General features: G+C 72.9%; 9 protein-coding genes and 1 riboswitch. Of the genes, 4 read left to right on the top strand and 5 right to left on the bottom strand.

Annotation, left to right across the window (positions count from 1 at the left end):
• Positions 1-208 precede the first annotated feature (208 nt).
• The gene (locus ACFV0O_RS01570) at positions 209-2,224 is read left to right on the top strand and encodes a putative Ig domain-containing protein (protein WP_380334779.1); all 2,016 of its coding nucleotides are present in this window, start codon (positions 209-211) and stop codon (positions 2,222-2,224) included.
• Between the two features lie 101 nt (positions 2,225-2,325).
• Here ACFV0O_RS01570 and ACFV0O_RS01565 read toward each other — a convergent pair whose 3' ends face one another.
• Genes ACFV0O_RS01565 through ACFV0O_RS01545 form a run of 5 tightly spaced genes read right to left on the bottom strand, consistent with a single transcriptional unit; the run spans position 2,326 to position 7,700 of the window.
• The gene (locus ACFV0O_RS01565) at positions 2,326-3,099 is read right to left on the bottom strand and encodes an enoyl-CoA hydratase (RefSeq protein ID WP_380334776.1); all 774 of its coding nucleotides are present in this window, start codon (positions 3,097-3,099) and stop codon (positions 2,326-2,328) included.
• Positions 3,096-3,986 (bottom strand): 3-hydroxyisobutyrate dehydrogenase, encoded by an 891-nt coding sequence (gene mmsB, locus ACFV0O_RS01560; RefSeq protein ID WP_380334773.1) that lies wholly within the window; start codon positions 3,984-3,986, stop codon positions 3,096-3,098. Before mmsB ends, ACFV0O_RS01565 begins: the two co-directional genes overlap by 4 nt.
• Complete coding sequence (locus ACFV0O_RS01555) at positions 3,983-5,056, bottom strand: enoyl-CoA hydratase/isomerase family protein (protein ID WP_380334770.1); 1,074 nt, start codon at positions 5,054-5,056, stop codon at positions 3,983-3,985. The genes mmsB and ACFV0O_RS01555 overlap by 4 nt, the downstream gene beginning before the upstream one ends.
• Positions 5,056-6,204: an acyl-CoA dehydrogenase family protein gene (locus ACFV0O_RS01550; RefSeq protein ID WP_380334768.1), complete on the bottom strand. Its 1,149-nt coding sequence runs from the start codon at positions 6,202-6,204 to the stop codon at positions 5,056-5,058. The genes ACFV0O_RS01555 and ACFV0O_RS01550 overlap by 1 nt, the downstream gene beginning before the upstream one ends.
• Positions 6,201-7,700 carry a CoA-acylating methylmalonate-semialdehyde dehydrogenase gene (locus tag ACFV0O_RS01545; protein WP_380334765.1) on the bottom strand — a complete coding sequence of 500 codons (1,500 nt, stop codon included), beginning with the start codon at positions 7,698-7,700 and terminating at the stop codon, positions 6,201-6,203. The genes ACFV0O_RS01550 and ACFV0O_RS01545 overlap by 4 nt, the downstream gene beginning before the upstream one ends.
• Positions 7,701-7,923: 223 nt before the next feature.
• Positions 7,924-8,116, bottom strand: a riboswitch (cobalamin riboswitch).
• Positions 8,117-8,521: 405 nt separating this feature from the next.
• Between ACFV0O_RS01545 and ACFV0O_RS01540 the strand changes: the two genes are divergently transcribed.
• From ACFV0O_RS01540 to ACFV0O_RS01530, 3 genes are all read left to right on the top strand, one after another.
• A complete protein-coding gene (locus ACFV0O_RS01540; RefSeq protein WP_380334762.1) occupies positions 8,522-10,948 on the top strand; it encodes an OmpL47-type beta-barrel domain-containing protein in 2,427 nt (808 codons plus the stop codon).
• A gap of 148 nt (positions 10,949-11,096) precedes the next feature.
• On the top strand, positions 11,097-11,966 hold the full coding sequence (locus ACFV0O_RS01535; RefSeq protein WP_380334759.1) for a hypothetical protein: 870 nt from the start codon (positions 11,097-11,099) through the stop codon (positions 11,964-11,966).
• Positions 11,967-12,121: 155 nt separating this feature from the next.
• A complete protein-coding gene (locus ACFV0O_RS01530) occupies positions 12,122-12,871 on the top strand; it encodes a YcnI family protein (protein ID WP_380334756.1) in 750 nt (249 codons plus the stop codon).
• The last annotated feature ends 139 nt before the right edge of the window (positions 12,872-13,010 follow it).

The raw sequence follows: 13,010 nt of genomic DNA, 5'->3' as shown, positions 1-13,010 counted from the left end.
CACGCATGTCATGCCCACGCCACCCCGCTCACCCCGGGACGCGTGCCCCCACCTCCCGTACAGCGCGAGTTCCACGCCGGTCCGCGGCCAACCGCCGCGGGCCCGCGAGCACCTGCACGTGATCCGTCAGCACGGGCCCGAGCCCGTCCCGGCGAGCACCCCTACCGCCGGCACCGGCCGCGCCCTCACCCCCACGGAGGGTCGACTCTTGCGCTTCCACTCCCCCAGCGGTGCGCGCCCTGCCCGGGCGCGCAGACTCCTCGCCGCCCTGCCCGCCTTCGCGCTGGCCGCCACCGGTCTGCTCGCGGTCACCGCCCCCGGTGCCTCCGCCGTCCCCGGCGGGACCGCCGGCACCGGCAGCACCACCGGTGTCGCCACCAAGCGCGTCTGCGCCGCCCCGACCCACCCCGGCGAGATGGCCTGCCTCGCGCTCGCCCGCACCGACGTCGCCCAGCACCTCGCCCTGTCCCCCGACATCAACCCCTCCGGCCTGGGGCCCAGCGACCTCGCCTCCGCCTACAACCTCCCGGCCTCGGCCGGCGCCGGTGCCACCGTCGCCATCGTCGACGCCCAGGACGACCCGAACGCGGAGTCCGACCTCGCGACCTACCGCTCGCAGTACGGCCTGCCCGCGTGCACCACCGCCAACGGCTGCTTCAAGAAGGTCGACCAGCGCGGCGGCACCACCTACCCGACCGCCGACAGCGGCTGGGCCGGGGAGATCTCGCTCGACGTCGACATGGTCAGCGCCGTCTGCCCCAACTGCCACATCCTGCTGGTCGAGTCCGACGACGCCTCGATGGACAACCTGGGCGCCGCGGTCAACACCGCCGTCTCGATGGGCGCCAAGTACGTGTCCAACAGCTACGGCGGCGGCGAGGACTCCACCGACACGAGCTCCGACGCCAGCTACTTCAACCACCCCGGCGTCGCCATCACCGTCTCCTCCGGTGACTCCGGCTACGGCGTGGAGTACCCGGCCGCCTCCCAGTACGTCACCGCGGTCGGCGGCACCAGCCTCAGCCGCGCCTCCACCGCCCGCGGCTGGAGCGAGAAGGTGTGGGGCAGCACCGCGGGCGGCAACGGCGCCGGCTCCGGCTGCTCCGCCTACGACCCCAAGCCGAGCTGGCAGAAGGACACCGGCTGCGCCAAGCGCACCGTCGCCGACGTCTCCGCCGTCGCCGACCCGGCCACCGGCGTCGCGGTCTACCAGACCTACGGCGGCTCGGGCTGGAACGTCTACGGCGGCACCAGCGCCTCCTCCCCGATCATCGCCTCCGTCTACGCCCTGGCCGGCGCCCCGGCCGCCGGCACCACCCCGTCGTCCTACCCGTACGCCCACACCGGCTCGCTCTACGACGTGACCAGTGGCGCCAACGGCAGCTGCTCCCCGTCCTACCTGTGCACCGCGGCCGCCGGCTACGACGGCCCGACCGGCCTCGGCACCCCCAACGGCACCGCCGCCTTCACCAACGGCGGCACCGGCGGCGGCAACACCGTCACCGTGACCAACCCGGGCAGCCAGAGCACCGCCCAGGGCTCCGCGGTCAGCCTGCAGGTCCGCGCCACCGACTCGGCCTCCGGCCAGACCCTCACCTACGGCGCCACCGGCCTGCCCGCCGGACTGACCGTCGACACGGCCACCGGCCTGATCACCGGCACCGCGACCACCGCCGGCACCTCCACCGTGACCGTCACCGCCACCGACGGCACCGGCGCCAGCGGCTCCACCACCTTCGGCTGGACCGTCACCGGCAGCGGCGGCGGCACCTGCACCCCCGCCCAGGTGCTCGGCAACCCCGGTTTCGAGACCGGCAGCGCCGCCCCGTGGACGGCCAGCTCCGGCGTCGTCGACAACAGCTCCGGCCAGGCCGCCCACGGCGGCAGCTGGAAGGCCTGGCTCGACGGCTACGGCAGTACCCACACCGACACGCTCGCCCAGACCGTGGCGGTGCCGGCCGGCTGCAAGGCCGCCCTCAGCTTCTACCTGCACATCGACACCGCCGAGTCGGGCAGCACCGCGTACGACAAACTGACCGTCTCGGTGAACGGCACCACGCTGAAGACCTACTCCAACGTGGACGCCGCCGCCGGCTACCAGCTGCGCACCTTCGACCTGTCCGCCTACGCCGGGCAGAACGTCACCGTGAAGTTCACCGGCACCGAGGACAGCTCCCTCCAGACGAGCTTCGTCATCGACGACACCGCCCTCAACGTGTCCTGACCGTCGGGACGGTGGGGCCGCGGCAGCTCACTGCCGCGGCCCCGCCGCAGGTCCGCGTCGTTCGTCGTCCGTCAGCTCCTCGCCCCGCGACCCGTCGTCCGTCAGCGGTGGGTGAAGGACGGCGGCCGCTTCTCGGCGAAGGCCGCCATGCCCTCCTTCTGGTCCGCGGTCGCGAAGGCCGCGTGGAACAGCCGCCGTTCGAAGCGGACGCCCTCGGCGAGGGTGGTCTCGTACGAGCGGTTGACGCTCTCCTTGAGCATGATCGCCGCGGGGGTGGACATCGCGGCGACGGTCTCGGCGGTGGCCAGGGCCTCGGCGAGCAGCCGGTCGGCGGGGACGATGCGGGAGACCAGGCCGGCCCGCTCGGCCTCCTCGGCGCCCATCATCCGGCCGGTCAGGCACAGCTCCATCGCCTTCGCCTTGCCGACCGCCCGGGTGAGGCGCTGCGAGCCGCCGATGCCGGGGATGACGCCGAGCTTGATCTCCGGCTGCCCGAACTTCGCGGTGTCCGCCGCCAGCAGGACGTCGCACATCATCGCCAGCTCGCAGCCGCCACCCAGTGCATAGCCGGCGACGGCGGCGACGACGGGCTTGCGCAGGGCGGCGAAGCGGTCCCAGGCGGCGAACCAGTCGCCGAGGTAGGCGTCGACGAAGCCGAGGGACTGCATCTCCTTGATGTCGGCGCCGGCCGCGAAGGCCTTCTCCGAACCGGTGACCACCAGGCAGCCGATGTCCGGGTCCCGGTCGAACTCCGTTGCCGCGGAGACGACTTCGTTCATCAGGAGGGTGTTGAGCGCGTTCAGTGCCTTCGGGCGGTCGAGCGTGATCAGCCCGACCCGGCCCCGGCGTTCGACCAGGATCGTCTCGTACGTCATGCGGTGTCCTTCCTGAGGGTGGTGATGATGGCCGAGAAGTCCAGACCGCCGGCCCCGTCCTGGGCGAAGGCGGCGAACAACTCGGATGCCCGTCGGCCCAGCTCCGCCGGAACGGCGGAGGCGGCGGCCGCGTCGGCGGCGAGCCCGAGGTCCTTGGCCATCAGCGCGGCGGCGAACCCGGCCGCGTAGTCGCGGTTGGCCGGGCTGGTCGGGACCGGGCCGGGCACCGGGCAGTTGCCGGTCAATGCCCAGCACTGGCCGGAAGCGGTGGAGGCCACGTCGTAGAGCACCTGGTGGCTGAGACCGAGGCTCTCCCCCAGGACGAAGGCCTCGCTGACCGCGATCATGGAGACGCCGAGGATCATGTTGTTGCAGATCTTGGCGGCCTGCCCGGCTCCGGACGCTCCGCAGTGGACCACCCGGCGGCCCATGGCCGCGAGCACCGGTTCGGCCTCGGCGAAGTCGGTGTCATCGGCACCGACCATGAAGGTCAGGCTTGCCGCTTCGGCCCCCGCCACACCGCCGGAGACCGGGGCATCGACGGCCCGGTGCCCGGCGACCCGGGCGAGGTCGGCGGCCACCCGGGCGTCCCCGACCGCGATGGTGGAGCAGTCGATGAACAGCGCACCGGATGCCGCCTCGGTCAACTCACCGTAGGAGTCGAGGACATGGCGTCCGGTCGGCAGCATGGTGAGCACCACGTCGGCATCGCCGACCGCTTCGGCGGCGGAGACCGCGATCATCACTCCCTGCGCTGCGGCTTGCTCCCGGGCCGGGGCCGCGAGGTCGTAACCGGTCACCCGGTGCCCGGCCCTGACCAGGTTGGCGGCCATCGGGCCGCCCATGGTGCCCAGTCCGATGAATCCGATGCTCCGGGTGGCGGTCACCAGCGCTCCAGGGGTGTGGTGGTGGCGAGGCCGAGCTCCCCCGCGCCGCGCGGCGCGAAGTAGCGGGCCACGGCGGCGGGTTCGACGGCGCCCAGGGTGGCCGGGCTCCACTGTGGCGAACGGTCCTTGTCGATCACCTGGGCCCGGATCCCCTCGGCGAGGTCCGCTGTGGAGAGCGCCGCGCAGGAGGTGCGGTACTCCTGGTCCAGGACGGCCTCCAGCGGGCCGAGGGCGCGGGCCCGGCGCAGCGCCGTCAGCGTCGCCTTCACCGCGGTCGGGGAGTTGGCGGTGATCCGGTCGACGGCCTTCTTCGCCTCGGGTTCGCCGCTGGCGCGCAGCCGGTCCAGGATCTCCTCGACCGTACCGGCCGCGTAGCAGGCGTCGATCCACCCGCGTTGGTCGGCCAGCGAACCGGTCGGCGCGGGCTCGACGTGCCGTTCGAGGGCGTCGTGGACGGGCAGTTCGGCGAGGTCGTCCAGCAGGGCGGGCAGCCGCTCGGCGGGCAGGAAGTGGTCGGCGAGGCCGCACAGCAGCGCGTCGCCGGCGCCCACGGAGCCCGCGGTGAGGGCGAGGTGGGTGCCCAGCTCGCCCGGTGCGAGGGCGAGCAGGTAGGTGCCGCCCACGTCCGGGACGAAGCCGATGCCGGCCTCGGGCATGGCGACGCGCGTGCTCTCGGTGACGATCCGGACGTTCCCGTGGGCGGAGACGCCGACGCCGCCGCCCATCACGATGCCGCTCATGAGCGCGACGTAGGGCTTGGGGTAGCGGGCGATCCGGGCGTTGAGGCGGTACTCGTCGCGCCAGAACTCCTCGACGGCGCCCGGGTCGCCGCCGGTGGCGGCGCGGTGGATGGCGACGATGTCGCCGCCCGCGCAGAAGGCCCGGTCGCCGGCGCCGGTGACGACGACGGTGTCGACCCGGTCGTCGTCCTCCCAGGTGTCCAGGGCGTCGGAGATCGTCCGCACCATGCCGTGGGTGAGGGCGTTCAGGGCAGCCGGCCGGTTGAGGACGATCAGTCCGGCCCGGCCCTCGCGCTGGAGGATGACCTCGTCGAGGTCGGTGCCGGCCATCACGCGGCTCCGGTCAGGCCGCGGGCGACGATGACGCGCATGATCTCGTTGGTCCCTTCCAGGATCTGGTGCACCCGCAGGTCGCGGACGATCTTCTCGATGCCGTAGTCGGCCAGGTAGCCGTAACCGCCGTGCAGCTGGAGGGCCTGGTTGGCCACCTCGAAGCCGGTGTCGGTGGCGTAGCGCTTGGCCATCGCGCACAGCTGCGGCGCCCGGGGGTCGCCCCGGTCCAGCGCGCCGGCGGCCCGCCACAGCAGTGCCCGGGCGGCCTCCAACTCCGTTGCCATGTCGGCGAGTCGGAACTGCAGGGCCTGGGCGTGCAGCAGCCGGGTGCCGAACGCCTCGCGGTCCGCGAGGTAGCCGGTGGCCCGCTGCAGCGCGTCCTGCGCGCCGCCGAGGGAGCAGGCGGCGATGCCGAGGCGGCCGCCGTTGAGCCCGGTCATGGCGATCCGGAAGCCCTCGCCCTCGCCGCCGAGCAGGCGGTCGGCGGGCAGCCGGACCCCGTCCAGCAGCACCTGGCGGGTCGGCTGGGCGTTCCAGCCCATCTTCCGCTCGTTCGGCCCGAAGGAGACCCCGGGGTCGTCCCGTTCGACGACGAACGCGGACACCCCGCCGGGCCCCGGCCCTCCGGTACGGGCCATCACCAGGTAGACCTCGGCGGCCCCGGCCCCGGAGATGAACTGCTTGACGCCGTCCAGCACCCAGTGGTCGCCGTCGCGCACGGCCCGGGTGGTGATCGCGGCCGCGTCGGAGCCGGCACCGGGTTCGGTCAGGCAGTAGCTGGCGGGGGTCCCCATCGAGCAGAGACCCGTCAGCCACCGGCCGCGCTGGACGTCGTCGCCGTAGCGGTCGACCATCCAGGCGACCATGTTGTGGATGGACAGGTAGGCGGCGATCGACGGGCAGCCGGTCGCCAGCGCCTCGAACACGAGCACGCCGTCGGCGCGGGTGAGTCCGGAGCCGCCGGACTCCTCCCGGACGTACACGCCGGCCAGGCCCAGGTCGGCGGCCTTGCGCAGCACGTCCAGCGGGAAGTGCTTGGCCTGGTCCCACTCGACCGCGTTCGGCGCCAGGTGCTCCCGGGCGAAGGCCCGGGTGGTCTCGGCGACGGCGCGCTGGTCCTCGGTGAGGTCGTGCATCGCGCTCATCCCATCGTCGGCATCGTGAAGCTCGCGCCCTCCTTGACCCCGGAGGGCCAGCGCGAGGTGACGGTGCGGGTGCGGGTGTAGAAGCGGATCGCGTCCGGGCCGTGCTGGTTGAGGTCGCCGAAGCCGGAGCGCTTCCAGCCGCCGAAGGTGTGGTAGGCGATCGGCACCGGGATCGGCACGTTGACCCCGACCATGCCGGTGTTCACCCGGCGGGCGAAGTCCCGGGCGGTGTCGCCGTCCCGGGTGTAGATGGCCACGCCGTTGCCGAACTCGTGCTCGCTGGGCAGCCGCAGCGCCTCCTCGTAGTCCGCGGCACGCACCACGGTCAGCACCGGGCCGAAGATCTCCTCCCGGTAGATCCGCATGTCCGGCGTCACCCGGTCGAACAGCGAGGCACCGAGGAAGTAGCCGTCCTCGTGGCTCTCCAGGCGGAAGTCCCGTCCGTCCACGACGAGTTCGGCGCCCTCCTCGACCCCGAGGTCCAGGTAGCCGCGGACCCGGTCGAGCGCGTCGGCGCCGACCAGCGGGCCGAAGTCCGCCGCCGGGTCGTCCGAGCGGCCGACCCTGAGCGCGGTGATCCGCTCGACCAGCTTCGCCACCAGGGCGTCCGCGGTCTCCTCCCCCACCGGGACGGCCACCGAGATCGCCATGCAGCGCTCCCCGGCCGAGCCGTACCCGGCGCCGACCAGCGCGTCGGCGGCCTGGTCGAGGTCGGCGTCCGGCATCACGATCATGTGGTTCTTGGCGCCGCCGAAGCACTGCGCCCGTTTGCCGTGCGCGGCGGCCGTCGCGTACACGTACTGGGCGATCGGCGTGGAACCGACGAAGCCGACGGCCTGCACCCGTGGATCCTCCAGCAGGGTGTCCACGGCTTCCTTGCCACCGTTGACCACGTTGAGCACGCCCGGCGGCAGCCCGGCCTCCAGGAACAGTTCGGCGAGGCGCAGCGGCACCGACGGGTCCCGCTCGGAGGGCTTGAGGACGAAGGCGTTGCCGCAGGCCAGCGCGGGCGCCGCCTTCCACAGCGGGATCATCGCCGGGAAGTTGAACGGCGTGATGCCGGCGACCACGCCGAGCGGCTGGCGCATCGAGTACACGTCGATGCCGGTGCCGGCGTTGTCGCTGAACTCGCCCTTCAGCAGGTGCGGGATCCCGGCGGCGAACTCCACCACCTCCAGACCGCGTTGGAGGTCACCGTGGGCGTCGGCCACCGTCTTGCCGTGCTCGGCGGAGAGCAGCCGGGCCAGCTCCTCCTTCTCCCGCTCGACGAGCTGCAGGAAGCGCAGCAGCACCCGCGCCCGCCGCTGCGGGTTCCAGGCCGCCCACGCGGGCTGGGCCTGCGCGGCGTCGGCGATCACCGCCTCGACCTCGGCGCGGTCGGCCAACGGCACCCGGGCCTGCACCCGGCCGGTGTTGGGGTCGTACACGTCGCCGTACCGCCCGGACGAGCCGGGTGTGCGCTTGCCGGCGACGAAGTGCGTCAGTTCACGGACCATCGGTTCCTTCTCTCGACATGGGTGGGGAGAGGAGGAATGGAGGGGGCACCGCCGACACCGGCGACCGCGCGCACGGTTGTGCGCCGGCACGGTGTACGGCAGTTGACGGACCGTCAGAAGCGGGGCGCCCTGACGGTCGGCAGCACGGCAGCGGCACGGGAGCCTCGTCGGCACCCGTACGGATCAGCAGCCCGAGTCATGCGTGTCGTCTCCATCCTCGTGGAAAACACGAACCACCCGCGGCCGGTATCCTGACTCCCGGATCCACGCCCGCCCCCGGGCCTTCCCGGCTGGCTGCCAGTGGCCGTCTACCTGCGAGGACGAACTCCCCGGTCACAGTGGCGGGACCGTGCCGGACTCACACCGGCTTCCCTGACACCGCGGACCTGCCCTCGACCATATAGTTGGACGTCCTAGTAAGTCCAGAGCCCCGGCCGCGCGCCGCGCCCGCCCACCTGCCCGGCCGCCCGGCCGCCCGGCCGCCCGGCCGCCCGCGCCCAGCCGCGCGGGAGACGCCACCTCCGCCGTCACCCGGCCGGACCGAACCGTCTCGAAACGCCGACGGCAGTGGCTCCCCGATCGCCCGACCGCGTGAACCGATCCGGACCGAAGGCTTGTCTTCCGCCCCCGTTCGGTCCCCGTCCGGGTGCCCGGGGCCGGTGTCCGCCGGAAGGTGAGCGCGTGGGGCGGAGCGGACACGGCGACAGAAACACGGAGACATGAGACTCATGAGGTTCGATCGCGGCAGGCGCCCACGCTCCTGGCGAGCGCGAGCAGGCCGAACCCTGGCCGTCCTCGGCCTGGTACTGACAGGAACGGGCATGGGCTTCCACCCGGCGCCGGCCTCCGCCCTTGTCGCGGCGGACTTCCGCAGCACCTCGGTGGTCCTGACCAACAACAGCGACCTCCCGCTGATCCTGACCGACCACTACCTCCAGCACGGGTGCTGGGAGACCGAGCCACCGGCCCGGATCGAGCCGGGCAAGGTGGCGCTCTGGAAGTCGGTGTCCTGCGGGGCCGGAACGGGCACCGAGGGCTCGGCCTTCTACCGGATCGACAACGACAAGGGCCCCAACCTGCGCCTGCACTGGGACAACGCAGCCGTCGGCGGGCAGAGCTACGACGAGACGGTCCCGAACGGCTACGCGCTCTCCCGCGACGGCGGGGACGGCGACCACACCACCGTCAACTACGCCTTCGACTGCAACTCACGGATGTGCGACGGCATCCCCGACGACTGGAAGCTCCACGGCGTCGACATCGATCCGGGGGACGGCAGCCCGATGAAGCACATCGACCTGCCAGGCATGGGCGCCGACGTGAACCGGCCCGACATCTTCGTCCACCTCGACTGGATGGCGGACGACACTCCCGGCAACGTCCACAGCCACCAGCTGTCCGCCCAGGCGATCAAGAGGGTGGTCGACGCCTTCGCCAACGCGCCCTACCAGCGTCGAGGAGCCCCCGGACCGGGCATCAACCTGCACGTCGACGCCGGCCCGGACAGCATCCTCGACTTCTCCACCGGCCGGACCTGGGGAGCCCTGAGCCGGGCACGGCAGGTCGCCGAGGTCGACAACCTCGGCACGTTCAAAGGCGATTGCCCGAATCCGAGCAACCCGGACCCGGACAATGACGCGTGCAACTACGTGTGGGACGACTTCTACAAGATCAAGACGGCCCCCGGTGGCTTCGTCAGTGCCGGCCGTTCGCCGGTGTTCCACTACGCGCTCTCCGCTCACCTGCTCGCCCCCGGCAGCAGTTGGAACGGTTACGCTCCCCGCGGCGCCAGCGATTTCGTCCTCGCACTCGGCAACCAGCCGCACCACGTCGGCACCGAGGACGATCAAGCCGGCATCCTCATGCACGAACTCGGCCACAATCTGAGCCTGGATCACGGCGGAGGGGACGCCGTCAACTTCAAACCGCAGTACTTCAGCGTGATGAACTACTCGTACGGGTCGGGGATGACGAGCGGGCCCACCACGTACATCGACTACTCGCGGGTGGCGACCGGCCTCGACGAGAACCGGCTGGACGAGAACACCGTTCCTCCCACCGGAACCGTGCCCTACGGCATCCGTCGTTACTGCGCAGCGGTCAAGAAGTACGTCACCACCTCGACCAGCCTCAACTGGGTCGACTGGAACTGCGACGGCAACGTCGACCAGGTGCCCGTCCCCGCCGACGTCGACGGCGACGGCGCGATGACCTCGCTCGCCGGATACGACGACTGGGCGCATCTGAAGCTGACCGGCGGAGCGATCGGCCATCCCGGCATGCCGCCGCTCCCGGAGCCGGAGGCGGTCCGCGAATTCGACGACAACGTGGCCCGGCTGATGCAACCGCCGGACACCACTGCCCCGGTCACCACCGCCACCGCCGATCCGCCCCCGAACGACGCCGGGTGGAACAACACCGACGTCACCGTCACCCTCGGCGCGACCGACGACATCAGCGGCACGGCCAGGACCGAGTACGACATCGACGGGAACGGCTGGACGGGTTATGCGGGCCCGATCCTCCTCAACACCCCGGGCAGCCACGTCCTGTCGTACCGCTCCATCGACCGGGCGCAGAACATCGAGGACACCAAGACCCTTCCGGTCCGCATCGACCGGACACCACCGGTCACCACGGCCACCATCAGCCCGAACCCCAACCCGGCCGGCTGGATCAACGCGGACGGCACCGTCACCCTCACCGCCACCGACGACCTCAGCGCAGTGGCGGGCATCACCTACAGCACGACGGGCGCCCAGGCGACGCCACTCACCACCGTCCCCGGCGACACCGTCAACCTGAAGATCGACCAGGAAGGCGAAACCGTCGTCACCTTCCACGCCACCGACCACGCCGGTAACGCCGAGACGGACAAGACCCTCACCGTCAGACTCGACCGGACCCCACCCGTCTCCACGTTCACCACCGCGCCCGAGGCGATCTTCGTCGCCGTCCCCGCCGGCGGACCCCACGACGACCAGTACATCACCGGCACCGCCACCGACACCGGCTCGGGCGTCGACCACGTCGACCTCACCTTCACCTCGCAGGTCCCCGGACCGACACTGGTCCAGCGGGCGGACCTCACCTGCACCGACACCGCGCACCACGACTGCACCTGGCGAGTGCGGCCGCCCTCCGGCCTCGGCATCTACCGCGCGACCTCCACCGCCACCGACACCGCGGGGAACACCGAAACCCCGGGACCCGGCATCCACGTCATCGTCGTCCGCACGAAGCCGTGAACCAGGACGGCTGCACCGCCTCGCGGGCCCATCGGTGCGAACTGAACGGATGACCTCGCCGCGGCGGTGGCCGGAAGCGGTGGGTCGGCCGGGAATCACGGGGGAACGCGTCACGGCGGGAACGGACCGGTGTCATGATGTCCCGGCCATGTCTGCCCCGAGAACCGACACCACGTCCGCGCCCGTGCCCGTGCGGGCCGCCGCGCTCGACCTTCGCGTCGTGCGGGCCCTGCCCTTCGCGACGGTCTGCGTCGTGCTGGCCGCCGCCGGGCACGGGGTCGCGTCGGGTGGTGCGGTGCCGGCGGGGGCCTTGCTGCTCGGTTGGGCGCTCGTCGGTGCCGTGGCCGTGTTCGCGGCGCGGCGGGAGCGCTCGCTGCGGGCGATCGTCGGCGGGCTGGTCGCGGGCCAGGGCGGTCTGCACCTGCTCTTCCACGCCGCGCGGTGCGGGCGGCGGACGCCGACGGCTGCCGGGCCGGTCGGCCCGTCGCCGGTCTCGTCGATGGCGGGGATGCACGGCATGCCGAACATGGCGGGCATGCCGAAGGGCATGGCGGGCATGGCGGGCACGCCCAGGGCGCTGGTGGCGGCCGGTGGGCGGCCCGGTCTGCCGGCCGCGCACGTCGCGGCGGGAGGCGGCACCGCTCCGCACGCCGTCGTCGCTGCCGCGCACGTCTCCTTCTGGAGCCACTCCGCGATCCTCGGGCTGAGTCCCGCGATGCTCCTGGCGCACCTGGCGGCGACCGTCGCCGCGGGGTGGTGGCTGTGGCGGGGCGAGGTGGCCGTCTGGCGGCTGGTCCGGCTGACCGCCCGGACCGTCTCGGCGACGGTCCACGCCCGTTCGGCGTCGCTGCGCGGGGCGCTGGCCCTGTTCGCGGTGCTGCGCGCAGGGGCGGGCGGCGGATCGCGGGCCGCCGCGACGCGTTTCGTGCCCGCCGACGGCCGGTGGTGGCTGCCGCGGTGGACGCCGCTGCGGCACGTGGTGATCAGGCGCGGTCCGCCGTCGGTGCCGGCCGTCTGACCGGTGCGGGAACGCCGCCCGGTCGCGGCCGTCCGCCGTCCTGATCGCCTCCGCGTGTTCCGCCTCCACGGGCAGCGGCGCCGGGTCCGCCCGCGTGCCCCGCCGCCCGTGTGCACGGCGTGCGCGCACCCCGGAACCGGAGAAAACCCACAGTCATGAGCCTGTCCCCGAAGAAGCGTCTCGCCGCCGCCTGCGCCCTGGGCGCCGCGGTCGTACTCGGCGCGGCCGCGCCGGCGTCCGCGCACGTCATCGTGCAGCCGTCCAGTGTGCCGAAGGACGCGACCGACCAGACCTTCGCGTTCCGCGTGCCGAACGAGGACGACAAGAACAGCACGGTGAAGGTCGAGATCGACTTCCCGACCGACCACCCGATCCCGTCCGTCAAGGTCGCGCCGCTGCCGGGCTGGACCGACGCGATCCAGACCACGAAGTTGGCCACCCCGATCCACACCGACGACGGCGACATCACCGACGCCGTCTCGCAGGTCGTGTGGACCGGCGGCCAGATCACCCCCGGCCACTTCCAGGACTTCACCGTCGACCTCGGCGCGCTGCCCGACGGCACGGACAAGGTCGTGTTCAAGGCCCTGCAGACCTACGGCGACGGCACGGTGGCGCGCTGGATCGAGGAGCCGCAGGCCGGTCAGCCCGAACCGAAGAACCCGGCGCCGGTGCTCAAGCTGACCGCGCCCGCGGGCAGCTCCGATGCCGGTGCCCCGGCTCCGGCGGGCACCAAGGACACCGCGAACACCACGAGCACCACGAGCACCGCGAAGGCGGACGGCAGCGACTCCACCGCCCGGGCGCTCGGCATCGCGGGCATCGTGGTCGGCGTCGTCGGCGCGGCGGTGGGCGCCGTGCTCGGCCGCCGTGGCCGTGGCACCGGTACGGGCGCCTCGGCGTAGCAGGTCCGGGGGGGGGGGGGGGGGGCCCCCCCCCCCCCCCCCCCCCCCCCCCCCCCAACACCGCCCCCCCCCCCCCCCCCCCCCCCCCCCCACACCAGACCCAGCAACCACCCCCCCCCAAGCCCACCCATGAGACCCC

Origin of the sequence: Kitasatospora sp. NPDC059577 (assembly GCF_042735475.1) — a bacterium.
GTDB lineage: Bacteria > Actinomycetota > Actinomycetes > Streptomycetales > Streptomycetaceae > Kitasatospora.
Note: the sequence above shows the minus strand (reverse complement) of the source record. Positions and strands in the feature narration are given on the sequence as shown.